Raw genomic sequence first — 25,280 nt, 5'->3', positions numbered from 1 at the left:
GCAAATAAATTGTTAAATTTGCATCCAAATATATAAGTACCAACAACCACACCCTCTCATGACAGTTCTCGATATCATATTGCTGCTGATATTCATCGGCTCGGCCTGGTATGGCTTCCGCAAGGGAATCATCAAGCAGTTAGGATCTCTGGCGGCCATCGTGGTCGCCATCATAGCCTGCCGCACCCTCGGCCAGCCGGTTGCCGAAATGCTCTCAGGCAGCAATCCCGACTGGCAGGCATCAGCCGTCAGCCGTGCCACCGTCTCGATCATAGCCAACGCTCTGGTCTATCTGGTGGCCTATTACGGAGTAATCCTGATAGCCAAAGTAATGCGTATGGTGAGCCATGCCGTTCTGCTCGGTCCGCTCGACCGCATTACCGGCGCGGCCTTTGCCGTGGCAAAATACTTTCTGCTCGTCAGCCTGCTCCTCAACCTCTACATAGCCGTGTTTCCCTCAGCCCGTCTGTCAGAGAAATCTCATCTGTGCGGGGGCCGGGTGGTGCTTCTCACGGCCCGCTTCGCCCCCTGGGTGCTCGGTGCGCTGTCGCCCTTTGTCACGGGCGACGACGGCTGCCACATCAATAGCATCGACAAGGCTCCCCAACCAACCGAAACAACCATATAAGAGGCCGCTGAAAAGCCTCTGATCAATACCCTCCGAGTCATGGAAAATATGGACAACAAAGACAAACTGAACCAGAAGCCGGACAGCGACGCGCTGCTCAACCGCGCGACATCCGACGAATATAAATACGGTTTCACCTCCGACATCGACACCGAGATCATACCCGTGGGTCTCAGCGAAGATGTGGTGCGCCTCATCTCAGCAAAAAAGGGCGAGCCTGAGTGGCTCCTCGAATTCCGTCTGAAAGCCTTCCGCTACTGGCAGACACTCGAAATGCCTACCTGGGCCCATCTCGACATTCCGCCGATCGACTACCAGGCCATCAGCTACTACGCCGAGCCGCGCTCCAAGGCCAAAGGCCCCGAAAGCCTCGATGAAGTCGACCCGCAGCTTCTCGACACATTCAACCGCCTCGGCATACCCCTGCAGGAACAGAAAGCCCTTGCGGGCATGGCCGTCGACGCCGTGATGGACTCCGTCAGCGTCAAGACCACCCACCGCGAGAAGCTTGCCGAGAAGGGCATAATCTTCTGCTCGATCTCGGAAGCCGTCCGCGACTATCCTGATCTGGTCAAGAAATATCTCGGCTCAGTGGTCAGCTACCGCGACAACTTCTTCGCCGCCCTCAACTCGGCAGTCTTCTCCGACGGCTCGTTTGTCTACATCCCCAAGGGAGTGCGCTGCCCGATGGAGCTTTCAACCTACTTCCGCATCAACGCCTCAGGCACAGGCCAGTTCGAGCGCACTCTCATAGTAGCCGACGACGATGCCTATGTCAGCTACCTCGAAGGCTGCACAGCTCCCATGCGCGATGAAAACCAGCTTCATGCGGCAATTGTGGAGATCATTGTGGAAGACCGCGCGGAGGTGAAATATTCAACCGTGCAGAACTGGTATGCCGGTGACGCCCAGGGCCGCGGAGGCATCTACAACTTCGTCACCAAACGCGGACTCTGCCGCGGTGACCACTCAAAGCTCTCCTGGACCCAGGTGGAGACCGGCTCGGCAATCACATGGAAATATCCCTCCTGTGTGCTCAAAGGAGACTACTCGCGCGGCGAGTTCTACTCTGTGGCCGTCACCAAAAACTATCAGCAGGCCGACACCGGCACCAAGATGATCCACATCGGCAAGAACTCCACATCGACCATCGTCTCGAAGGGCATCTCGGCCGGACATTCGCAGAATTCCTACCGCGGGCTTGTCAAGGTGGCTCCCGATGCCTCAGGCTGCCGCAACTACACCCAGTGTGACTCCCTGCTGATGGGCAGCAACTGCGGTGCCCACACCTTCCCCTACATCGACATCCTGAATGACAGCGCCATAGTGGAACACGAGGCCACAACATCCAAGATCTCCGAAGACCAGCTCTTCTACTGCAACCAGCGCGGCATTCCCACCGAAGAAGCCATAGCCCTGATTGTCAACGGCTATGCCAAGGAGGTCATGAACAAGCTCCCGATGGAGTTTGCCGTCGAGGCCCAGAATCTGCTCCAGATAACCCTTGAAGGATCAGTAGGATGACAAGCGAAGAAAGCAAAGCCGCAGCCTCGCCGCTGCGCCCGGCCCTCTATCTGATTCCGTCGACCATGAGCGATGCGTCGGTCAGCGACGTGATTCCCGAAAGAAATCTCGCGGTGATCCGAGCCATCAGACACTTCGTGGTCGAGAACGTCCGCACCGTGCGCCGTTTCCTGAAACGCTGCGACCGCTCGATCGACATCGACTCGCTCTCGTTTACCGTGCTTGACGAACACACGGCTCCGACCGAAGTCAGCGCCATGCTTGCCCCTCTCCGCGCCGGAGAGCCTGTGGGCGTCATCTCCGAAGCCGGCTGTCCGGCCGTGGCCGACCCCGGAGCCGACCTTGTGGGCATAGCCCAGGCCGAAGGGCTCGAAGTTGTGCCCCTCGTAGGCCCGTCAAGCATACTGCTCTCGCTCATGGGCTCAGGATTCAACGGCCAGACCTTCGCCTTCCGCGGCTATCTCCCCTACGAGTCAAAAGCCCGCAGCCTGCGCCTGCGCGACATGGAGCGACGCATCCGCCAGGAGGGCGAGACCCAGATTTTCATCGAGACCCCCTACCGCAACAACCGCCTCATCGCCGAGCTTGCCTCATCGCTACCTCCGTCCATGAGACTCTGCGTGGCCTCTGACATCACCGGCCCGCGCCAGTCGATAGTCACCCTTCCGCTCTCAGCCTGGGCGCGCCGTAAGTATGACTTCGACAAAATTCCCTCCATCTTCCTCCTCTACACCTGAACCATCCCCCCCAAAAAAAGAAAACAAGCATAAAATCCACCCCACACGCTGCTCATGGCAAATCCGCGCAAACCCTCCAGACTCCCTATGCCGGGACTTTTCGACTCTCTTGACGACTTCAACGAAGGCTCCGAGAGCGATTTCAGCATCATACCCGACAAGAAGATGGACGAAATCGCGCGCAAATACCGCCGCGAACAGCCGGCGATCGACGAACTCCCTGAGTTCCAAGCCTCTGACCGCATCTTCTTCATGAGCTTCGGCAGCGGAAGCTCAGGCAACTGCTCCTACATAGGCGACCGCAGCGGAGGCTTCCTCATCGACGCCGGAGTGGAAGTGGCCAAGGTGGTCGAAGGCCTGCGCCTCAACGGCATCTCGATGGACCGTGTGGCCGGAATATGCCTCACCCATGACCACGGCGACCACATACGCGACGTCTACCCGCTGCTCAGGCGCTACCGCCACCTGCGCGTCTACTGCACTCCAAAGACCCTCAACGGCATACTCCGCCGCCACAACGTCTCGCGCCGCATCAAAGACTATCACTCGCCCGTCTACAAGGAATTCCCATTCCGCATAGGCAACTTCGAGGTGACCCCCTTCGAGGTGATGCACGACGGCGCCGACAATGCCGGCTTCTTCATCACCAACGGCGACTGCCGCTTCGCCGTCGCCACCGACCTCGGCTGCATCAGCGAGCGTGTGGACCACTACATGCGCCTGGCCAACTACATCATGATCGAGGCCAACTATGACCTGCGGATGCTCCGCGAAGGCCGCTACCCCGAATATCTCAAAGCCCGCATCGAGGCCTCCAACGGCCATCTCGACAACCGCGTGGCCGCCGAGTTTCTCGCAAGCATCTACACCCCGCAGCTACGCAACATCTTCCTCTGCCACCTTTCCAACGACAACAACAGCCCCGACCGCGCCCTGCGCGCCGTATCGTCGGCTCTCGCCGGCATCGGAGTGCCCCGTATCGGCAACGGCATGATCGACCTCAAGGACACAGCCATCCCCACTGACGAACCCCGCGTCCACCTCGTGGCACTCCCCCGCTTCGATCCCTCGCCTCTCTACACCCTCGGCGTCTGACCCAACCGGCACAGAGACGCAGCTCCACTCTACAGACACATAGCCCGCCACTCTCTTCCACATGCACAGACATCTTTTCCACTTCATACTGCTCATGCTGCTTTCGCTGCTGTCTCACAGCTGCTCTTCACCTCACACCCATACCATTCAGGAGGCCGAGGGCATCATGGACCAATATCCTGATTCTGCACTCTCCATCCTCGAAGATATTCCGCGCGAAGAGCTCCGCGGTAGCCAAGCCCGTGCGCTCCACGCCCTCCTGCTCACTCAGGCCCGATCCAAAAACTACATAACCGAGACAAACGATTCGCTGATCTCAACCGCCGTCAGCTATTTCGAGTCGACCGATGACAGCCATCATCTCATGCTTGCCCTCCACTATTTCGGAGAACTGAATTTCAACCGCAAGGCCTATGCCCGAAGCCTCACGGCGCTTTTCAAGGCTTATGATCTCGCAGTCCGGCTTGACAACAAATTCTGGATAGCCATGTCGGCCCGCATGATCGCCGACATCTATCACGAAAACTATCATACTGCCGAGGAAATCGAATTCTCCGAAATCGAACTCGAAAACTTCCGCCTCGCCCACCGCCAGCCACATATCAACTATGCGATCCTCGACCTGGCAAAGACCTATGCAGATGCTAAAGAATATCCCAAAGCAACACAATTGGCAACCCAGCTAACAGACTCGGCGACAAAATATAGTGACAATCACCTTAAACACATAGCTTTAAGAACAATTGGCACAATCCATCTGCGCAATCAGGACTATTTGGCCGCTATTAGATCCTTTAAAGCCCTCAGAAGCTCAAATCAATTAAATCAATCAGACTCAGCCCTTTTAGGTTTTGCCTATCTCAAATCTGAATTCCCTGATTCTGCTCTGACTTTGTTGAACCGACAATCAATTGGCAGAGGTAGTTCAAATTCATGGCTATATTATAATGTATGTATGGCTCTTGATTCCACCCAGGCGGCCCTGTCTGTATTACAGGGGATAGCAATGCATACTGACAGCATCCTTCGGTCCGTCATGTCACAGAATCTTTTAGGATCTACAAAAGAATACTATGATGCTCAACGGAAAATCCAGATGGCGAACCTAAGGTTTTCACATCTTACTATCATTTTCATTCTGACATGTTCCTTTATTGCGCTCTCCATAGCCATATTTATTTTTTACCGATACCGCAGGAACAAATACAAACTTATTGAAGATAACATCGCAATAGCCCAGAATCTTCGCGAAATTATAGCCATCAACGACAGTAAATCACAGGAAACTATACAAACTCTTCTCGCAGACCGTTTTGAAATTCTCGATAGTCTTTGCAAAATACTATACGAAAGTCCCTCATCAGTTGCTAAGAAACGAATATCCGACGAAATAAATTTTATCATTTTTCAATATTCCCAAAATGCCGAAAAGCTTAATGAGTTAGAATTATACGTAAATAAACACCACAACAATATAATGGTCAGAATCAAAGAAGACATTCCTACTATCAATGAATCTGACTACCGTTTAATACTATATACAATATTAGGATTTTCCAATACCGCAATTGCTCTATTCCTCGGTGAGCCCAAAATCACAGCGATCTACGACCGCCGCAAGCGCCTGAAAGCAAAACTCAAAAATCTCAACAGTTCACATAAAGCTGAATATCTCACCATCATCTCATTGTCAACCAAAATAAAATGAGCGTCCGAATGCCTCCGGCTGCTAAAAAAGGATCTATGTAAGAAAAGCGGTTATTAAGATCCATATCGGAAAGGACTTCTGCAAAGATACGACTCCCGCTCCCCTAAAAAGTGCGATAATACGGAGACAACCCATCCGGAGTGGTCAAAAAAATTTCACACTCGGATAGTTTTTAACATTTCAACCTGTTTTTGCAGCTGCCCCCTAAAAAATAGTCCTTTAAATACTTTTAAGCCATACAATTTTATATCGCGCCTAATAATTAATTTAGACGCGATTTTATTTGTTTGTATATCAATAATTTATATCATCGCTCAGCCTAACCGCATTTTATATTTATTCGATGCCTATTCCGTATCTTTGCATCGAGTTCAAATAAAAATTTATGAAAACATTAACAACCTACATTGCAATTTTTCTCATCTGTATTTCTTGTTCTGGTAATATCTTCGCCGATAGCCGAAGCGAAAATGCAGCCGATCTCAGTACAACCTATCTAAAAACCAAACGAGACCCAGGACATCGCCCGAAATCTCCCGCCAAGATCTATTTGGTATGTCAATATTCCATAGGTCATATAAGCCTGTCATTTCCGGATGATGCTACTTATATGGACGTTTCGTTGAACGATGAAACCGGACCTGTATGGATCGGCACTATATCGCGTACAAATCCGGAAACCGAAATCCCCAGCCTTTTAGGAGAATACACAATCATATGTCAGACTGACCAGAACCAAATATTTGAAGGGACTCTATTTTTTATCAATTAAATTCATCGTCTTAAGTAACTCTTCAAAATTAAACGATATAATGTACATTAGTATCTCCTATGGATGATCTTTTATACTCTCTGCGGTTTTATTCCGGTCAGAATCAAGTTCTTCATCGGTCGTTTATGTCTATAAACTCCCTCTTCAGTCCTCGATTCTGCCTCTGAATAAATCCCGCATATAGTATAAATTAATTTTTCAGAGTTACTTATGAAAATTACATCTTTATTAAAAACGCTTACCATTTTTACCATTTTTTCATTAAGCGTGACAAGTTGCCAAAACGAGTTGGACGAACCACAATGGCAAATGCCTCTTGAAGACGCCCCTATTAGATCTCTTTCTGATTCCCGTTCAGAAATCTCTACTGTTGGGAATGGAGAATGCGTGATCGGAGCGATCCAATACTGTGGTTCAAAGTTAGGAATGAAAATTTTCCGTGAAGACATTATCAACTACTTCGATGACAAAATTATTAGGAGTGAGTCTGGCTCAATCTTAGGCATAAGCTTAAACACTGAAGACTGGCATAATGGTCTAAACCATTGGTTTAATGCAACTCTCCCTCTTGGCCAGAACGATTTAATATCACAAATCAAGTATAACAACCGAATAGCATGCTGTCGAATTAAACCGGATGGCGTTTTCAATGTTACACACGCCGTTGTATTGATAGAAGTCAATACCTATAAATCACAATTTAAATATTATGATCCTGTAGATCCTGGTGATCATTATGTTTATTTCAAAAATGTCTATGATCCGAGAATAATCACTCCCAAACAATAAACTTAGAACATAAAATTCAAGAGTGCAGCATTTGTTTATAATCCTTAGACTCCGAATAAGCTAATATTGCATATGTCAATTTCTCATACTTTCAAAATCGGATATGAACTAATGCTGCGCTCTTTTCTGATCAATTTCAACAAACTATTGCAAATCCGCCTACTAATTCCTATATTTGCATTGCTCACAACTCAAATAAGTTATATTATGAAATCAGTTCTCTCCATCTGTGTAGTGGCCCTGAGCAGTCTTTGGGCCATGTCGCAGGATGTCAGTGTGGCGAAAATACGCGCATCGGCAAAGATTATTCCCGTGGTGGATTATTCTCCCATCTGCTTTGAATCGGCCATCGGCAAAGCTTTCGGATCAGGAGATGACAGGAATTGTTTTTTCTTGACGACCGATCAGAAGAATGGCACTGAACTCTACTGGCTCAACGATTATTCGGAAAAAGGCCGGTTCAAGCTGTCAAAAATGAGTAAGAGCCTACCGCTGTCTGACTCTCAGACTGAAATTCTCAACACGGTCGACAGTGTGTTCATTTTCAATCCATGCCCCGACATACGCTTTGAATTCATACCACGGGACATCCGTTATATCGGCTACCGTGACGGCGGACAGACCCGCTACATGAGTACAGACCGGACATTTGACAGTCTTTCAGACTTCATTGTCAGCGAATTCGGCTCGGTTGCAAATTTCACAAGCCTATATCTCGAACACTTCGGCAATGCGTTTTTCAGCCCCGGTAGCGGACTCTACGGATTCAACAGCGACCGCGCGGCCATCGACTTTCTTAAACACGACTATCGCTTCAATGCTGTCTGCAACCGTCAGGCGGAAGAAACCATATCACTGTTCATCGAACTGCTGAAAAAGGCAGTCATCGTCACTCCCGCACAGGAAGCCAGACTGACCAAACTGTTGGCCGACAGCTATAAGGCAGGCGATCAAATCACCTCCGACTTTCTTTCAGGCAAATCTTTCGAAGTATTCCGTCCCCAAACACTGCGTGCGGTATTTTCGCCGGATGAATACGATCTGATCCAAAATGCCATTACGGAAAACAAGGCCCGCCTCGCCATCGCCTATTGGCGCATTTCCAAAACCATCGGCAACTCCGATGCCAACGGCGCCTATCTCTCAGACCGCGACATACTGAAAGATATTTCCAAACGCACATTCTAACCACGCAATTCCGACATGAGGCGTCAATATAAGAGGGTGTTTCATAACATTAATGAAACATCCTCTTAATTGATTTTCTGTCAGCCTACACCGAGAAGCTCAATGTCAAAAATGAGGGTCGATCCGCCGGGAATGCCGGGCTGTGAGAAGCGGCCATAGCCCATTTCGGCAGGTAGATATATCTCCCAGCGGTCGCCTACCCGCATCTGCTGCAGGGCTATGATCCAGCCCTGGATGAGATCCCGCAGACGCATGGCCGGAGCCGTGCCGCCACGCGAGCTGTCAAATTTCTTGCCGTTGATGGTGGTGCCGGTGTAGTGGACCACAACCACACTGTTGCGGTTGGGCTTCGGAGCATCAGGGCGGCCTTTTGAGATCACCTTATAGAAAATACCCTTGTCAAGCGGTTTCACTCCGGGCTCCTGGGCCTTGGCTCGAAGCCATTCTTTGTTTTTGTCGATATATTCCTGCTTTGCCATAGCGGTTATTGCGTTGTTTTGAATGTCAGGACGGCAAAGTTACGCATAAATTGTGGATCTCTCCGCATTATCGCACCTTTTCGGCGGGTTTCAGGCCTTATCTTTGCATAGTGTTGACAGCAATGCAGCTTTTTCACTCCACCGCCTGCATACTCCTCCACTCCCAAGATGCCTTGCCGTCAATGCAAAAGGAAAGAACACTCCCGGAAAGAACCAAGAACAAAACCCTCTGACACCCGCACATCAAAATCCTCTAACTCCCACACACTCAATGCAAAACCACCCGCCTAAAGAAAGAGGCAGGCGTCGCCGTATGACAGAAAGCGGTAACGGCTGTCAGCCAAAGCGTAGTCATAGATTGCGCGCCAGTCCGGATTGGCCGGATCAGAAGCCAGAAAAGCCGATACAAGCAGCAGAAGCGTAGACTTCGGCTGATGGAAATTCGTGACCATCCCCTTCACCACCCGATAGCGATAGCCAGGAGCTATCATCAGACGGGTCGAAGCCACAAACGTATTCTCACCCGTAGTGTCAAGATGCGAGAGAATCGCCCTCATGGCTTCGGCAACCGGAAGATCAGGATGCGAGGGGTCATAGGGATACCACTGCGGCAGCACATCGGCCGGCAGTCCGGCAGCCAGACGGCAGCCGAGATGGTAGAGACTCTCCAGAGTGCGAACCGAAGTGGTGCCTACGGCTATGATCCGGCGCTCAATCGCGGCGAGTTCGCCGATCAGACTGCGGTCCACGGCTATGAACTCGCTGTGCATGTCGTGCTCGCCGATGGTATCTGACTTCACCGGCTGGAAAGTTCCGGCGCCCACATGGAGCGTCAGTTCGCGCCTCGCTATCCCCACGGCGTCTATCGCCTCAAGCACCTCAGGCGTGAAGTGCAGTCCGGCGGTCGGAGCGGCCACTGATCCGTCGATATGAGAGAATACGGTCTGATAGTCCGTGGAATCACTCTCCTCCGTTCCACGGTTGAGATAGGGCGGAATAGGGATCTCGCCCACTGCCGAGATTATGCGGCTGAAGGTAATCTCCCGGTCATCCCAGTCGAAACGGACCACCGAAGTGTTGCCCTCACGGCTCACACGGGTGGCGCGCAGAGTGAAATCATGGCCGTCGATGCTCAGCGGCATCAGCAGTTCGCCGCTTTTCCAGCGCTTGGAGTTGCCTACGAAGCAGGTCCATGAGCAGCCCGAAACAGAGGCGAAATTACAGGCATAGTCAGCCGGCTCTACAGGTTCGAGACAGAAGATCTCGATCAGAGCTCCGTCGGCAGCCTCGCCCTTGCGGAAACGCAGGCGCGCGTTGATGACACGGGTGTTGTTGTAGACAAGCATCGAGCCTGCCGGGAGCAGACCGGGCAGTTCGTGGAAACTGCGGGTGCTGAGAGCTCCGTCGCTGTCTTTGAAGAGCAACAGGCAGCGGTCGCGCTGAGCGAGAGGATGCCTGGCAATGCGTTCGTCAGGCAGAGGATAGTCGAAATTCTCTATTCGGATATCGCGGATATTCATTCGCTGAGGTCAATAAGGTCTGAAATGGCTTTGAACGGATCGGAAGCCCTGAACACATAGCTTCCGGCCACAAGAATGTCGGCACCGGCTTCGATAAGCGCGGGCGCGGTTTCAAGATTCACTCCTCCGTCAATCTCGATCACGGCTTCCGAACCGCTTTCGGCTATAAGCGAGCGCAGCTCACGGACTTTGCGGACTGTGTTGGGGATGAAGTTCTGACCGCCGAAGCCGGGGTTGACGCTCATGAGAAGCACCATGTCGAGATCGCGGATCACGTCGCGCAGCAGCATCACCGGAGTGGCCGGATTGAGCGTCACGGCCGCTTTCATTCCGGCCGAGCGGATTGAGCGGATTACGCTGTCGAGATGGGTACATGCCTCCCAGTGGACATTCATTATCTCCGCTCCGGCCTCACGGACCTGATCTACATAACGGCCCGGATCGCAGACCATCATATGGACATCCAGAGGCTTTTCGGCAATACGGCTGATGGATTTGATCACCGGGAAACCGATGGTGATGTTGGGAACAAACATCCCGTCCATCACATCAATGTGAATGAGTGACGCACGGCTTTTGTTGACCATGCTTACTTCCTCGCCCAGACGGGCGAAATCAGCTGCGAGCAACGAGGGGGCGACTTGAATCATGACTGTGATATAATAAAAAATAATGCGGTGCCGCCCGCTGCTGACGGACGACACCACAAAAGTACGCATTTATTTTTCAATTCGGGTCGGTTCGGCTCTAAAAGTTGACGGCACGGGGGTCATACCAGTCATTCCTGAGCGAGAGACGGCGGCGATGCGCTCAGACTCCAGCACTCTTTTGGCGCGGCTTGAAAGCATTCCAGAGAATGACTCCCACGCAGACCACTCCGATGGCAAGCCCCACGTAGGTCAGATAGTCGTTATACTCCTCTACCTTCGTATAAAGCTGCTCCTGAGGCACCATCTTGCCCAGCCAGTAGCCGAGAGCTCCGAGAACCACGTTCCAGGTCAGAGCGCCCAATCCGGTGAAAAGCACAAACTTGCCCACATTCATGCGCGCAAGTCCGGCAGGAATGGAAATGAGCTGGCGCACAGCCGGAATCAGACGGCCGATGAAGGTCGACGCGGATCCGTGGCGGTCAAAATACTCTTCGGCATGACGCACCTTGGCCTCATCGATCAGACAGGCATGGCCTATGCGGCTGTTAGCGAAACGATAGACTATCGGACGGCCTATCCAGACTGACAGATAGTAGTTGATCAGCGCACCGATGATAGCCCCTACTGTCGCAAGGCCGACAACGGCTATTATGTTGACATCCCCCTTGGTGCAGGCCAGATAGGCCGCAGGCGGGACTATCACTTCCGAAGGGAAGGGAATGAAGGAACTTTCGATGACCATGAAGCCAAGGACAAGCAGGTAGACTGTCATTGGGTCGGCACGGAAAAAGTCGGCCATAATGCCGGCCGGGTCAAACAGTGCCAGAAGCGGAATGAGATCTAACATGTGATTAAATACTTCTCTAAAATTAAAAAATTCGATTATCTGGATGGAGACTGACAGGAGGGAAGATTGTCTCAGACAAGTCCGGCCTTGCGGAAAAACACTCTGTAGGCATCGGCTTTACGGTCTACAGCCAGCGGATAGGCCCGCGAGGTCGACGGCATACGGGTCATCTGAAGCACTCGCCCGTCAGCCGGCCACACAGCCGAGGTCCACTCCCCTATCTTCGGGACTGCTGTAGAGGTCAGCTCCGCGAGCACTCCGGCGGCTTTCTCGCCGGTGGTGGCAATGAAGCGGCAGTCGGGCATTCGCTCAAGCAAGGCTTCGAGGCAGACCGGCTCGATGATTTCAAGAAACTTGTCGGAGGCGTTGTCTTTCAGACGGATCACAGCCGCACCGGTGTCATGGAGCGCTATGCCCTTCTCTTCAAGGAAAGCGCGTATGAGAGCCTCGTCGAAAGCGCCGTCGGGCAGACGGAAATGGTCCACGTCGTCATAGAAGATTATTCCCATCACACGCCAGAAGTCATTGGTCTTGTTCGGGTAATAAAACTCCATTGACCAGCGCAGCGGCTTGGGAGGGAAAGTGCCCATGATCAGCACCTTCGCGTCAGTGGGTATGAATGGCGGAAAAGGATGTCGCTCTATCCGGTTGTCGCTTGTCTTCATCTTCAGTCTGTCAGCTTTATAATATGGTCAAATATACTGATTCAGCTCCGGAGAATGCGGTCGGCTACCGAGTCGGCCAGCCGGCGGCACTCGGCTATCGCATCGGCTCCGGGAGCCTGCTTCGCTTCAACTGAAACAACTTCGTCGCAGTAAAGTTTGCTTTCGTCCATCAGCTGGTTGATGCGCTTGACAGCCTGCGGAGCCCAGGTGAATGATCCGAAGGTGCCTATGACACGGTTTTTCAGCTCGCGGGTCTTCACTGCGTTCATCACAGCCTCCACCGGCGGGAAAAGCGTATTGGAATAGGTAGGAGCGCCGACAATCAGTCCCTTGTAACGGAAAATGTCGCTCAGAATGTATGACAGATGCGAGACCGAGGCATTGTGCATCCGTATGTTCCTGATGCCTCTTTCGGCAAGCCGCGAGGCTATCGCCTCAGCCATATCCTCGGTGTTGCCATACATCGAGCCATAGACTATCGTCACACCATCCTCACCTTCATAACGGCTCAGACGGTCATAGATCGAGACCACACGGTCGATCTGTTCGTGCCACACCGGTCCGTGGGTCGGGCAGATGAAATCCATCTCAAGGTTAGCCACTTTCTGAAGAGCCTTACCTACAAACATGCCGTATTTGCCAACTATATTGGAATAGTAGCGGTACATCTCCGGGAAATAAGGCTCGGTGTTCATGTCGGAGTCTGTCACCGCTCCGCAGAGAGCGCCGAAACAACCGAAGGCATCGCCGGTGAAAAGCGCTTTCCTCTCCGCTACGTATGTCATCATTGTCTCCGGCCAGTGGACCATCGGGGTGATGACGAATTTCAGACTCAGGCCGCCGAGGTCGATGCAGTCACCGTCAGCTATCCTCATCACATTGTCAGCTATGCCATAGAAGCCTCTGACCATTTCGAGAGTCTTGGCGTTGCCGACAATTGTCATGTCAGGAAACATGCTGCGGAGCACTCTGACCGAGCCGGAATGGTCAGGCTCCATATGGTTTATCACCAGATAGTCAGGAGCGACATCGCCGATGGTTGCGATGAGATTTTCACGCAGACGGTCGCAGGCACTCAGTTCCACGCCGTCGATCAGCGCCGTTTTCGCGCTGCCTTTCACTATATATGAATTGTAGCTGACACCGTCAGGCAACGGCCACAGGGCTTCAAAGCGGTGGGTAGTGCGGTCATTGACTCCGACATAGTATATTCCATCACAGATTTCTTTGATATTCATAACCTATTGTACTGTTTCTTGATTCTGATAAAGGGTTTCGGGAGGAGGAGGTAAGAGATTGTTGCGAGTGTGTATATGTGTATATATTGTAGCCCGTGTGTGCGCAATGACACCTCCGGGCAGAGTTGCCCCAAAACATCTGACGAGCCAGGAAGAAAAAATTCCCCCGGCTCGTCATTGTTATTTGACATTATGGATTCCGGCCATCTAAGGTCCGGATGCAGCTGTCAGTCTGATTATTCCTTGATGCGTTCAACGTATGAACCGTCGCGGGTGTCTACACGCACCTTGTCACCGATGTTGCAGAAGAGGGGCACACGGATCTCAGCACCGGTTTCGAGAGTAGCGGGCTTGAGTGTGTTGGTGGCGGTGTCGCCCTTGATGCCGGGTTCGGTGTAGGTGATTTCGAGAACTACGCTGGTGGGCATTTCGCAAGTGAGGATAGTCTCTGAAGCGGCGTGAACCATAGCTTCGCAGATGTCACCTTCCTTGAGGAACTGAACGCCGTCGATGCTTTCGCCGGGGAGGGCTACCTGCTCGAAAGTTTCAGTGTGCATGAAGTTGTAGCCCATGTCATCCTTGTAGAGATACTGGTAGGGGCGGCGTTCGATACGCACTTCGTTGACCTTTACGCCTGAGTTCCAGGTCTTGTCGAGGACACGGCCGGTCTTTACGTTTTTGAGTTTTGTGCGGACGAAAGCCGGACCTTTGCCGGGCTTTACATGAAGGAATTCAACGATGAAAAAGTAGTTGCCGTCGATGTCGAGGCACATACCGTTTTTAAAATCAGCAGTTGTTGCCATGAATTGTGGTAATGTGTTGAGATTATTAAGCAATTGATTGGGGTTGGTGTGCGGCCCGGCGTCAAGACGGATCAGTTGCCGCAGCCGTCACAGCCGCATGAGGAGTTGTCGCCTCCGCAGCCATTGTCGCCACAACCTCCGCAGCATCCGCCTCCGCATGAGGGGTGGAGTTCTTCAGGGGTAGCGTCACGCACGGTGACCACTTTGCCCTTGAAACGGAGATCCTTGCCTACGAGGGGATGGTTGAAGTCCATGACAACATGGTCGGCAGTCACCTTTTTCACCTTTCCGGTGATGCGGTAGCCGTCAGCTGTCATCATGGGGATGTATGCGCCCTCGCGGATGGTTTCGGCGTCAAACTTTCCGTCGACCATGAAGATGCTCTTGCTGAGCTCGGCCACGTCGTCGGGGTTATAGGGGAAACCCTCGCCGGCGTTGACGGGGACATCAAACTCCCTGCCCTGCTCAAGGCCGTCGAGAGCGCGTTCGAGGGGAAGGATCATGCCTTTGGTCACACCGAATATGAAGCGTTCGGGTTCATCTTCAGTGACACTGTGGACGAGGTTTTCAGTTCCGTCAGGGGCAACCTCAAAGAGGTCGTAGCTTATTTCGACATATTTGCCGGGGAGAATCTTTTCCATAATTTTCAGTTTTGTTTAGAGTCGGTTTGAACGTCAGACAGGAGCCTTGGACGGGTCTCAGGCTTCACCTTCGGTCACACCGGCGAGATCGGGGTCGATCATGATGCGTCCGCAGTATTCGCAGACTATGATCTTCTTGTGCATCTTGATTTCCATCTGCTTCTGCGGCGGGATGCGGTTGAAGCAGCCGCCGCAGGCGTTGCGCTGGATGTAGACCACGCCGAGGCCGTTGCGGGCGTTCTTGCGGATGCGCTTGAATGCGGTGAGTGTGCGGGCGTCGATCTGGGGTTCGAGTTCCTTGGCCTGCAGACGGAGACGCTCTTCGTCTTTCTTGGTCTCTGAGACGATCTCTTCAAGCTGACGGCGCTTGTCGGCGAGAATGTGATTGCGGTCGGTGAGGGTTTCCTCGGCGGCGGCAATGTCGGCATTCTTGTTGTCGATCTCGCGGGCATACTGGTTGATGCGCTTTTCGGAGAGCTGGATTTCGAGGGTCTGATATTCAATCTCTTTAGATAACAAATCAAACTCGCGATTGTTGCGCACGTTATCGAGCTGCTGCTTGTAGGTGGCAATCTGTGCCTGGGCCTGCTCGATGTTGTTTTTCTCCTTGGCCGATTTCAGACGGAGGTCTTCGATCTCGGCTTTGAATTTATCGACACGGGTGTGAAGACCCTCGATGTTGTCCTCCAGGTCACGGACTTCTTCGGGAAGCTCGCCGCGGATGGTCTTGATGCGGTCGATTTCCGAGAGGATGGTCTGAAGTTCGTAAAGAGCGCGGAGTCGCTGCTCAACAGAAAGGGTCTGGTCGTTTTTGTTTTGCTCTATCGCCATATTGGTATATGTGGATTTTTTATTTTTCAGACGTAGCGCACAGGGTTGTGCTCGGCACGTGACTGCCGGACTGCAAAGTTAGGAAATTTTTCTGAAACAATGGCCGAAAAAATTGACTTAGTGCAGATTTCGCTTTCGAAATGGCCGGTATCGACTATCAGGATGTCGCGTCCGAAATCGACAAAGTCGTGATAACGGGTGTCGGAGGTGATGTAGGCGTCGGCTCCGGCGGCTATTGCATCGGGGATGAATTCGCCTCCCGACCCGCTGCACAAGGCCACATTCTGCACTCCCCGCCAAGATCTGCCAGAGTCTGACACTCGAAGCGATTCTGTTTGATAGACCTCCTTGACGCGCTTGAGAAAGTCATCTTCCGAAAGGGCGTAGTGGAAGTCACCGATCACTCCAAGCCCGGTCGATGGATCAGTCTGACGCGGAGAGAGGACCTGAATATCCATCAGTCCCAGCATCTTGCCCAACTGATGGGAGACTCCTTCCGGAGCGTTGTCAAGCGCCGTATGGGAAGAGTATATATATATCCCGTGGGTGATTGCCCTGAGCAGGGCAAGCTGGTTAGGCCTGTCAGGCGAAATTTGTTTCAGCCCGTGAAACAACAGTGGATGGTGGGAAACTATCAGGTTGCAGCCTTCACTGACAGCCTCATCAACAACCTCAGGAGTCACGTCAAGACAAAGCATGACTCCTGTACAGCTGTTAAGTTCGGATGCAGGGCGGAGCTGCCAGCCGGTGTTGTCCCACTTTTCCTGAATCGAGCGCGGGGCAAAGGCTTCGATGCACTCTATTATCTCAATGATACTCGGCTCTGTCATTGGCAACGTGGCTTATTCCTTTTCTTTGAGGTCGAGACGGATGCAAAGTTCGTCGAGCTGCGAATCGTCGATCGCGGCGGGTGCATCGATCATCATGTCGCGGCCTGAGTTGTTCTTGGGGAAGGCGATGACGTCGCGGATCGAGTCGAGGCCGGCAAGGATGCTGACGAAGCGGTCGAATCCGAATGCAAGACCGCCGTGAGGTGGCGCTCCGTATTTGAAGGCATTCATCAGGAAGCCGAATTTATACTGGGCGTCTTCCTCGGAGAGGCCGAGCAGACGGAACATCTTGTCCTGGAGTTCGGCTTCGTGGATACGGATCGAACCGCCGCCAAGCTCGTTGCCGTTGACCACCATGTCATAAGCAGTGGCGCGCACAGCGCCGGTGTCACTGTCGAGCAGATGGATGTCATCTGGGTTGGGGGCTGTGAAGGGGTGGTGCATGGCGTAGTAACGCTGTGTTTCCTCATCCCATTCAAAGAGTGGGAAGTCTACCACCCAAAGGCAAGAGAAGTTCTGCGGATCGCGCAGACCGAGGCGAGAGCCCATTTCGAGGCGCAGTTCGCAGAGTTGCTTGCGGGTCTTCATTGTCTGTCCGGCAAGAATCAGCATGAGGTCACCGGCCTTGGCTCCGGCACGGTCGGCCCATGTGCGGAGGTCGTCTTCGCTGTAGAATTTGGATACTGACGACTTGATCGAACCGTCGGCTTCGATCTTGACCCACATCATGCCCTTGGCTCCGATTTGCGGACGCTTCACGAAGTCGGTGAGCTGGTCAAGCTGCTTGCGGGTGTAGTCGGCGCAACCGGGGGCCACGATGGCTCCAACATATTCGGCATCGTCAAGCACGGCGAAGCCCTTGCCGCCTGTAAGATCCTTGAGCTCCACGAATTCCATGCCGAAACGGGTGTCGGGCTTGTCGGAACCGTAGAGACGCATGGCATCGGCCCAGGTCATGCGGGGGAAGGGTTCGGTGAAGTCGATGTCTTTTACATATTTAAATATGTGTTTGACGAGGCCTTCGAACATCTGAAGCACGTCTTCCTGATTGACAAACGACATTTCGCAGTCGATCTGAGTGAATTCAGGCTGACGGTCGGCGCGGAGGTCTTCGTCGCGGAAACATTTCACGATCTGGAAGTAACGGTCGAAACCGCTGACCATCAGGAGCTGCTTGAAGGTCTGGGGAGACTGGGGCAGTGCATAGAATTCGCCGGGATTCATGCGCGAGGGCACCACGAAGTCGCGGGCGCCTTCAGGGGTCGACTTGATGAGCACCGGGGTCTCGACTTCAAGGAAACCTTTCGAGTCGAGATAGCGGCGGATCTCGAAGGCCATGCGGTGGCGGAGTTCGAGATTTGCACGCACACAGTTACGGCGCAGGTCGAGATAGCGGTATTTCATACGGAGATCGTCGCCGCCGTCGGTTTCGTCCTCGATTGTGAAGGGAGGCACGTCGCTTCGGTTGAGCACTTTGAGATCCGAGGCAATGATCTCGATGTCGCCGGTGGGCAGATTGGGATTCTTGCTGGTGCGCTCGGCCACCTTGCCGGTGATCTGCACCACGAATTCGCGTCCGAGATGATTGGCGGCATCACAGAGAGCCGCGTCATTCTCCACGTTAAACACCACCTGGGTAATACCGTAGCGGTCACGCACGTCTACAAAGGTCATGCCACCCATTTTTCGGGCGCGCTGCACCCAGCCGGCGAGGGTAACCTCCTGTCCGGCATCACAAAGGCGGAGTTCTCCGCATGTTTTCGTTCTATACATAAGAACCTGATATGGTTTTTGATTTGTTCCGGTTAAACTTGAGGACTGATGCGATGCACAAAATGCAAGCCATCAGCTTCAAAGGTGCAAAATTACAAAGAATCGGATAGAAAATCAAAAAAAATTAATTCAGAATCTGCGCAGGGACTTCACGCACAACGTAGTTTGAGCCGGCATCCTGCCGAGGTCCGGATGCCGGCTGTGCTTTGTGGCAGGTCAGAATGTGACCTGGAGCATGGTCTGGATTCGGTTGTCGTGGTGTGAGAGGCCCGACATATCGACACGCCGTCCGTAGATGTATTCCAGGCCGGTGGAGAGGTGGGGAGATATCTGCCAGATGACGTTTGCAAGGGCGTATTGCGCGTATTTGTACTGGCTGTCCCATGCGGTGGAGCCTCCGGAGTAGTCAGGGGCGTAGTTGCGGAGGTGGCTGTAGGTGGTTGTGGCGTAGACTTTCGGAGAGATGTTGTATTGCAGTCCGAAGTAGCCGCCCCAGGCATTGACAGCTTTTAGACGGCCGCTTCCGTCAGGCACCATGTCGAGGCCGCCTTCATAGAGATCCTGGAAGTAGCTTGTGATTCCTTCGCCATAGGCAGCCTGATAATAGGCTGTCACCAACGGTGTGAGCGAGGCGCTTCCGCTCATCTTCACGCCCCAGCCCACCTGGTCACGGTTCTTGTCGGCGATCTCATCGCGATAGAGCATATTGCGGACAATGCCTGAAAAGCGAATCCAGCTTTTGCCTCCGCCCCATGAATACTGCACATAGGCTGGTATGTCAGGTACACGCTGATTGACCACATAGGTTTTCTCGCCGGTGGTTGCGGAGACCATAGGCATCTCGACTCCTACTCCAAGACTCCAGTGCTGCCCGAAGCTGTGACGGTAGTCGAGGACTCCGTTCGGTATGGCTGTGAATCCGCAGGGGCCTTCATTGTCGATGCTCGGAGGTGCGGCGGCCATGTCAGAGAAGAGGCTGTAGTCATAACCGGCGGTGAATCCGCGGTATTTTATGTAGGCATACTGCAGGTCAAAGCCATAGCTGTTGCCGGTGAGGTTGAAATCAATGTAGACACCCAGCTGGTTCTTGTCGCCCGGAAGGGCCACGAAGTTGAGATAGAGTCCGCTTGTGGCAGCGCTGAACTGCACCAATCCGCCGTCGCCCTTTCGCGGGTTCATGGGAATCGACGATGTGGTGAAGTTGAAGCCGTTGTCAATGGGGTCGCCCCAGTCATATGACAGGGTGGCTTTTGCCGTGCCTCCTATGCCGAGATAAAATTTCTTGTTCTTGCCTTCTATGGCAAAATTAGGCACTCCGGATTTCTTGTGTGATTTCGGGGCGTTCTGGAGAAAAATATTGTAGATGTTTATCACGGTCAGGCCCGAATCAGACCGAGTGGCCGAGGGATTGATTATTGTCACCTCTCCCTCCTGAGGAGTAAGGGGATGATTCTGGGAGGATGCTCCGGCAAACGCGCACAAGGCCGGAACTACAGCTGCGAAACGTATGAGGCTGTTCATTTTTTTGAAAACGTATTTTTGTTAATAATATGACTTGTCGATGCGGAAGACGAACGATTTGCGCAGCACTATGACTATCACCGTGAATGCGGCCAGCAGAATAGCGTTGAATTCAAAGGCGAAGGCATTGTTCAGATGGTGCGGATCAAAGATATCTCTGAAGAAGTCGACTATAAAGGGCGTGGCACTTATCGAGATATAGTTGGCGGCAAGCACAATGGCAAGTGCGAGTGTAGCTTTGGCAGGGTCGGTGACTATCTGGGTGGCCTTGTCATAGATGACCGGCTGAAACACTCCGTAGCCGAAGCCGACAAGGGAGGCCGCCATGCACATCAGTCCGAAACGGTGGCAGACCACCATCAAAACGATCCCCGCGATCATTACTACCGACGATACTACCAAGGTGGCCTGACGCAATGTCTTGATAATATACGGCAGGATGAAGCCCGGAAGAAAGACAGCGAGGAAAAATATGGCAGTGACAGTGCCTACGTCAGAATCATCGAGACCCTCGCTCTGCATAAGAAAGGGGGTGTAGTAGCTTACGATGACCGTAGCATAGCAGACAAAGAAATAGACTGCTATCAGCGACCACGTGCGGGAGAGTATGAAGCCGCCTTTAATCTTACCGATATAGCCATACTGATCATAGCCGCCGGCAGAGGCCGGAGGAGCCGCGTGGATTGCTCCGGCAGGCGATCCGGCAATCACGGCCTTTGCAGCCGCCTTTGCCGATGCTTTCATTTTCGGATCAGGGGTAGCCGGAGCGGGCGACAGATCGGCTTTGGGTATGCCCCGCAGGAAGACTGAGAGCACAAGCGGGATGGCCGGAATGAGATAGACCAGAAAAGGCAGACGCCAGTTTCCGTGGTTGAGCCAGCCGACCACAAAGGTGGCCACTACAAGCGCCATGTTGGATATGCCTGATTTTATGCCGAGCTGACGCATGCGGTATTTTCCCACGAATGTGTCGGCAAGCAGTCCGGCGGCAAGCGGGATGAGCAGACCGCAGCCAATGCCGAGCAGACAGCTTATGACTATCAGATCGATCATGTTACGGGCAAAGAAGTAGAGGAGTCCGCTGACGAGGTAGATGGCAAGCGCCACCACCACTATTCCCACCTTGCTCTTTGACAGAGACAGCCTGCCGGAGAGCAATACGAAAGGTATGATGAAAAGATTCGGCAACACGGTGAGAAGCTGAATCTCCAGTTCCGATGTGTGGGGAAATATTTTGTCAAGGTTGCCAAGCATCGGCGTGATGGCAAGCCCCGGCAGATTGACGGTAAGTGAGATTGACCATATGGCAATCAGGGTCATCAGGGAGATGGAGCCTTTTCCGGTGTTGATTTTCATATTCATGTTTTTATGAAGGTGGATGGTAGAGCCTTGGAAGATGCGGGCGGGGGCTGCGGCTCCGCGAAAACGGGCCGCAGTCTCCCACCGGCATGTATGAAAATTCCGTATTATGCCCCCGTACCTTTGTCTTTATCCAATATATCATAAGCCTCGGCCTGGGGATTTTCAGATCCATCATAGGCTTTCTCGGCTTCGGCGGCAATCTTTTCGGCCTCGGCGGGCGAAGCGCCGTTTTCCTCGGCAAGAATACGGGCATCGGTTCCGGCTATCTGAGCAGGCGTGGGCTGATAGGTCGGGCTCCATTTCGACACTTCCGATGGCCTTCGGTTTTCTATCTGCCAGTCGAAGGGATAGAAATTGGCTTTCGGGTTTCGCCATGACGGTTTACGCTTCGAAAAGACGATCAGAGGCACACAGAAGAAGAGCAGCGCACCGCAGAATATGATCAGCACGTAGACCACCGGACTGCCGGTGTTGATCTGTGACGGCGGGAAGAAGCTCAGCACCATAGCCACGACAGCGCCGAGGATACCGATACCGGCCACCACGACTTCGCCCAGCTTACCGCCGGGGATACGGAATCCGCGCTGTTTCTGAGGCTGGGTGTGACGCAGACGGATAAAGGCGAAATAAATCATCAGCACCAGTATCAGATAGATCACGGTGGCCATCTGTGACATTACCTGATAGGCCGATTCAACTGAGGGGAGCACCACGAGTACAAGCGACAGAAGACTGACAAATATGGCCTGGACATAAAGGATAGGTTTGTTGACACCTTGCGCATTGGTTTTCTGAAGACTCCGTGGCAGATAACCGCTCTCGCCGACGGCCACAAGACCGGTCGACGGTCCGGCGATGATGACGCTGACCTGTCCGATAACACCGAAGGTTATGAGCAGAGCCATGACATTGCCGAGCCAAGGCACTCCGACAGCAGCCCAGAGATCATTGTAGGCCACAAGGAGCGAGGCCAGCAGGTTGATGTCCTTGGCAGGCACCACGAAACCGATGGCCAGAGTGGCGAACACGAACAGGAGCACGATCACGGCCACGGCAAGAAAGATGGCGCGCGGAAACTGACGTGCAGGGTTCTTCATGTTCTGCACATGAACGGCGTTCATCTCCATGCCTCCGTAGAAGAGGAAGATGGAAGCGGCAAGCACTATGGTGCCTATCTTGGAGAAGTCAGGGAAGAATGACTCATGAGCAAGCATTATCGGTTTGCCCATGCAGAGATAGGCCACACCGAGTATTATAAGAATCGCGCCGGGGACTATGGTGCCGAACAGACCGCCGAGAGTGCTCAGAATCTTTGATGACTTCATGCCACGGAAGGCTATGAAGTTAGTGATCCAGTAGACGGCAAGCACCACGACAAGGGTATATATCTTGTTGGCCGACAGCCTGGCGTCAAATGATTCAGGCCAAAATATATATGCGAGCGAGACCGCAGCGAACATGAGCACGGCCGGAAACCAGATCACGAGGGTCTGCCATTCGAGATACATAGCCGTCCAGCCCCATTTCGGCCCGAAAGCCTCGGCGACCCAGCGGTAGAGACCGCCGGAATGGGTGTAGGTAGAGGCAAGTTCGGCGCAGACAAGCGAAAACGGAATCAGAAAGACGATTGCGGCGAAAAGATAGTAGAATATGGACTGGATGCCGAACTCAGCCTGTGACGGAAGTCCTCGCAGACTTACTACAGTGGTGATGATCATCACAGTCATGGCACCTGTTGAGATCAAAGCCTGCGGCGCTTTGCCGCCTTTGGCCTGCGGACCCGGCTTTGAGGGATTAGAATTAGCCATATATATATCAGAAATTAAATGTGAAACGGGAAACTTACGGAAACAGACAGGACCGGCGGTAATGCCGGCCCCGTCTGTCAATAAGATGAGTAATCGGTCATTCCTTAGAACAAGAGGCCGATAAGAGTCCGGCGCGTCAGAGCTCCACTACGGGATAGACTTCGCCGATCTTGGTTCCGACTTTATAGTGTGTGCCGAGATGGGCTGACATAGAGACATTCATATTGGCGGAGAAGAGGTAGACTATATCCGAACCGCCGAACTGGAAGTAAGAGATTTCATCGCCCTTCTTAAGAGCCATGCCTTCTTCGGCTGTGATGACCACTGATGAAACCTGCGGCATGGCGATAGGCAGGACAGCCACGTAGCCGTATTTGGTTTCAAGGACAATAAGCCCCCTGGTCTGCATGAATTCGTAGCCGGCCTGGTCAGGAGCAGTGGCACGCCATGCCTCAACCTGGTTGGTGGCGGGATTTACCTTGTCAGGCACTGCGACAAGGTCGACATAACATGCGCCCTGGATGACACGGGCTTCACGGACGATACCTGAAAGCGGTGCATGCTGGCGGTGATAGTCGGTCCAGCTCAGGAATGAGTGGCACCACATGCCGCCTTTGAATTTATCTTTATATGGACTGCCTTCGAGAAGCTCGTCAATACTCCAGTCGAGACCTTTGATGCGCACATGGGTGTCAGGGCGGATTTCCCACTGGCCTCCGAAGCAGGCATCGGCCGGATGGACTATGATCTTGTCATCGTCAATGGCGGCGATAGGACGGTAGCCGGGTTTCACGTGGCGGGCAAACATCTGGTTGAATGTCTTCCATCCGCCACGTGGTTCGAGATATTCGTCCATGTTGTAGACGGCGCAGTCATAGAACGACTTGACACTGTCATCAGTGATTGACTCAGGACTGTCAAGCCAGTCGCCGATAGCATAGCAGTAATTGGTCATCCATTTTGACAGCGGGGTGAGTTCGGGTTGCCGGTCGGCAGGCGCACACGGAGTCTGGAGCGATTTGACCGGTTCCTGATCCAGGAGGAAGAATGAACGGAAAAGGTGCTGGTAGACGTGTGTGCCTTCTTTGTTTTCAGCAGGTACCCAGTGCATGTAAGCTTCAAGGTAATCGAGATAGTCTTCGATGGTCTTCATGTCGGAAAGGCCTGGAATCTTGTAGGCCACGACATTTGCGATAGCCTGATTGAACTTGTCTTCCCAGTTGTTTTCCTTGATAAGGTCAGCGAGTTCCTGCACTGCAGGAGAATACTTCTTGTCAGCCATAATAATTGATGTGTTTTTTAAGTTTGTAAAATATTTATATCTGAGTCAATCAGGCTTGGAAGAAGTATTCTCCGCCACCGTCATGGCTGTGTGTGTTTCAATCACGTCCAATGCGGATATTTTATCCTCGCATTGATTAATGAACACACAAACGGCTGAAAATCTTTTCGGTTTCACATTTTTAATGCTATTTTATCTTAATCCTCCCCTGATTTAACATTGGCCGAATCCGGCCCCGCACACCTCGGATAAAGAACTCTTAACCTGTTTTATAAGGGTCAATCCACGGCTCTTTCATTTAATCAGCAAATAAAGTCATAGTTCCCTTACCCGGTCCGTCATTGAGCCGGGTAATTTGTATCGGTTGCATGTTAGCAGTTTAACTTTTTATCAAAATCTTAAAAAAATCATTTTTGGCTTAAAAATCTCATCAGTTTGGTAAAACCGTAGCGGTCACGCACGTCTACAAAGGTCATGCCACCCATTTTTCGGGCGCGCTGCACCCAGCCGGCGAGGGTAACCTCCTGTCCGGCATCACAAAGGCGGAGTTCTCCGCATGTTTTCGTTCTATACATAAGAACCTGATATG

The 25,280-nt window shown here is 52.6% G+C and carries 23 protein-coding genes and 1 pseudogene; 8 read left to right on the top strand and 16 right to left on the bottom strand.

Translation table 11 applies throughout. The features are described from left to right. Nucleotides 1–58: 58 nt before the first annotated feature. The 8 genes from C5O23_RS10225 to C5O23_RS10190 all read left to right on the top strand — a co-directional run bounded on the left by C5O23_RS10225 (nt 59) and on the right by C5O23_RS10190 (nt 8,441). The gene (locus C5O23_RS10225) at nt 59–628 is read left to right on the top strand and encodes a CvpA family protein (RefSeq protein WP_107032846.1); all 570 of its coding nucleotides are present in this window, start codon (nt 59–61) and stop codon (nt 626–628) included. A 48-nt stretch (nt 629–676) separates the two neighbouring features. Continuing rightward, nucleotides 677–2,152 carry a Fe-S cluster assembly protein SufB gene (gene sufB, locus C5O23_RS10220; RefSeq protein WP_369699876.1) on the top strand — a complete coding sequence of 492 codons (1,476 nt, stop codon included), beginning with the start codon at nt 677–679 and terminating at the stop codon, nt 2,150–2,152. Then, complete coding sequence (locus C5O23_RS10215) at nt 2,149–2,889, top strand: SAM-dependent methyltransferase (protein ID WP_107032844.1); 741 nt, start codon at nt 2,149–2,151, stop codon at nt 2,887–2,889. Before sufB ends, C5O23_RS10215 begins: the two co-directional genes overlap by 4 nt. Before the next feature lie 54 nt (nt 2,890–2,943). Beyond that, complete coding sequence (locus C5O23_RS10210; protein ID WP_107032843.1) at nt 2,944–3,984, top strand: MBL fold metallo-hydrolase; 1,041 nt, start codon at nt 2,944–2,946, stop codon at nt 3,982–3,984. 61 nt (nt 3,985–4,045) lie between these two features. Continuing rightward, nucleotides 4,046–5,692, top strand: a complete 1,647-nt coding sequence (locus tag C5O23_RS10205) for a tetratricopeptide repeat protein (RefSeq protein ID WP_107032842.1) — start codon at nt 4,046–4,048, stop codon at nt 5,690–5,692. Nucleotides 5,693–6,077: 385 nt separating this feature from the next. Then, nucleotides 6,078–6,464, top strand: coding sequence for a hypothetical protein (locus C5O23_RS14190; protein ID WP_133166547.1), 387 nt, complete (start codon nt 6,078–6,080; stop codon nt 6,462–6,464). 210 nt (nt 6,465–6,674) lie between these two features. Further along, nucleotides 6,675–7,253: a hypothetical protein gene (locus tag C5O23_RS14185; RefSeq protein WP_133166546.1), complete on the top strand. Its 579-nt coding sequence runs from the start codon at nt 6,675–6,677 to the stop codon at nt 7,251–7,253. 207 nt (nt 7,254–7,460) lie between these two features. After that, entirely contained in the window at nt 7,461–8,441 is a 981-nt protein-coding gene (locus C5O23_RS10190) for a hypothetical protein (RefSeq protein WP_107032839.1), read from the top strand. Between the two features lie 80 nt (nt 8,442–8,521). Here the strand turns inward: C5O23_RS10190 and C5O23_RS10185 are convergent, their stop codons facing one another. From C5O23_RS10185 to C5O23_RS10110, 16 genes and pseudogenes are all read right to left on the bottom strand, one after another. Beyond that, complete coding sequence (locus C5O23_RS10185; RefSeq protein WP_107032838.1) at nt 8,522–8,920, bottom strand: FKBP-type peptidyl-prolyl cis-trans isomerase; 399 nt, start codon at nt 8,918–8,920, stop codon at nt 8,522–8,524. 287 nt (nt 8,921–9,207) lie between these two features. Further along, complete coding sequence (locus tag C5O23_RS10180) at nt 9,208–10,440, bottom strand: S-adenosylmethionine:tRNA ribosyltransferase-isomerase (RefSeq protein WP_107032837.1); 1,233 nt, start codon at nt 10,438–10,440, stop codon at nt 9,208–9,210. Beyond that, the gene (gene rpe, locus C5O23_RS10175) at nt 10,437–11,090 is read right to left on the bottom strand and encodes a ribulose-phosphate 3-epimerase (RefSeq protein WP_107032856.1); all 654 of its coding nucleotides are present in this window, start codon (nt 11,088–11,090) and stop codon (nt 10,437–10,439) included. The genes C5O23_RS10180 and rpe overlap by 4 nt, the downstream gene beginning before the upstream one ends. 160 nt (nt 11,091–11,250) lie before the next feature. Next, on the bottom strand, nt 11,251–11,889 hold the full coding sequence (locus tag C5O23_RS10170; RefSeq protein ID WP_107032855.1) for a DedA family protein: 639 nt from the start codon (nt 11,887–11,889) through the stop codon (nt 11,251–11,253). A 119-nt stretch (nt 11,890–12,008) separates the two neighbouring features. Continuing rightward, complete coding sequence (locus tag C5O23_RS10165) at nt 12,009–12,602, bottom strand: uracil-DNA glycosylase family protein (protein ID WP_107032836.1); 594 nt, start codon at nt 12,600–12,602, stop codon at nt 12,009–12,011. A 41-nt stretch (nt 12,603–12,643) separates the two neighbouring features. Next, nucleotides 12,644–13,840 carry an FprA family A-type flavoprotein gene (locus C5O23_RS10160; RefSeq protein ID WP_107032835.1) on the bottom strand — a complete coding sequence of 399 codons (1,197 nt, stop codon included), beginning with the start codon at nt 13,838–13,840 and terminating at the stop codon, nt 12,644–12,646. 236 nt (nt 13,841–14,076) lie between these two features. Beyond that, nucleotides 14,077–14,643, bottom strand: coding sequence for an elongation factor P (gene efp / locus C5O23_RS10155; RefSeq protein WP_107032834.1), 567 nt, complete (start codon nt 14,641–14,643; stop codon nt 14,077–14,079). Between the two features lie 71 nt (nt 14,644–14,714). Further along, a complete protein-coding gene (locus C5O23_RS10150; protein ID WP_107032833.1) occupies nt 14,715–15,284 on the bottom strand; it encodes an FKBP-type peptidyl-prolyl cis-trans isomerase in 570 nt (189 codons plus the stop codon). A gap of 57 nt (nt 15,285–15,341) precedes the next feature. Beyond that, nucleotides 15,342–16,115 (bottom strand): zinc ribbon domain-containing protein, encoded by a 774-nt coding sequence (locus C5O23_RS10145; RefSeq protein WP_107032832.1) that lies wholly within the window; start codon nt 16,113–16,115, stop codon nt 15,342–15,344. A 26-nt stretch (nt 16,116–16,141) separates the two neighbouring features. Next, nucleotides 16,142–16,945 carry a Nif3-like dinuclear metal center hexameric protein gene (locus tag C5O23_RS10140; protein WP_107032831.1) on the bottom strand — a complete coding sequence of 268 codons (804 nt, stop codon included), beginning with the start codon at nt 16,943–16,945 and terminating at the stop codon, nt 16,142–16,144. 12 nt (nt 16,946–16,957) lie between these two features. Continuing rightward, complete coding sequence (aspS, locus tag C5O23_RS10135; RefSeq protein WP_107032830.1) at nt 16,958–18,718, bottom strand: aspartate--tRNA ligase; 1,761 nt, start codon at nt 18,716–18,718, stop codon at nt 16,958–16,960. Nucleotides 18,719–18,934: 216 nt separating this feature from the next. Further along, on the bottom strand, nt 18,935–20,239 hold the full coding sequence (locus tag C5O23_RS10130; protein ID WP_107032829.1) for a porin: 1,305 nt from the start codon (nt 20,237–20,239) through the stop codon (nt 18,935–18,937). A 21-nt stretch (nt 20,240–20,260) separates the two neighbouring features. Continuing rightward, nucleotides 20,261–21,601 carry an MFS transporter gene (locus tag C5O23_RS10125; protein WP_107032828.1) on the bottom strand — a complete coding sequence of 447 codons (1,341 nt, stop codon included), beginning with the start codon at nt 21,599–21,601 and terminating at the stop codon, nt 20,261–20,263. A 104-nt stretch (nt 21,602–21,705) separates the two neighbouring features. Continuing rightward, on the bottom strand, nt 21,706–23,409 hold the full coding sequence (gene gadC, locus C5O23_RS10120; RefSeq protein WP_107032827.1) for a putative glutamine/gamma-aminobutyrate antiporter GadC: 1,704 nt from the start codon (nt 23,407–23,409) through the stop codon (nt 21,706–21,708). A 136-nt stretch (nt 23,410–23,545) separates the two neighbouring features. After that, nucleotides 23,546–24,691 (bottom strand): phosphatidylserine decarboxylase, encoded by a 1,146-nt coding sequence (locus C5O23_RS10115; RefSeq protein ID WP_107032826.1) that lies wholly within the window; start codon nt 24,689–24,691, stop codon nt 23,546–23,548. A 428-nt stretch (nt 24,692–25,119) separates the two neighbouring features. After that, nucleotides 25,120–25,266: pseudogene (locus C5O23_RS10110) on the bottom strand (OB-fold nucleic acid binding domain-containing protein); the annotation flags it as partial. Nucleotides 25,267–25,280: the final 14 nt, after the last annotated feature.

The sequence above is a fragment of the Duncaniella muris genome, assembly GCF_003024805.1.
In the GTDB taxonomy this organism is placed as follows: domain Bacteria; phylum Bacteroidota; class Bacteroidia; order Bacteroidales; family Muribaculaceae; genus Duncaniella; species Duncaniella muris.
Note: the sequence above shows the minus strand (reverse complement) of the source record. Positions and strands in the feature narration are given on the sequence as shown.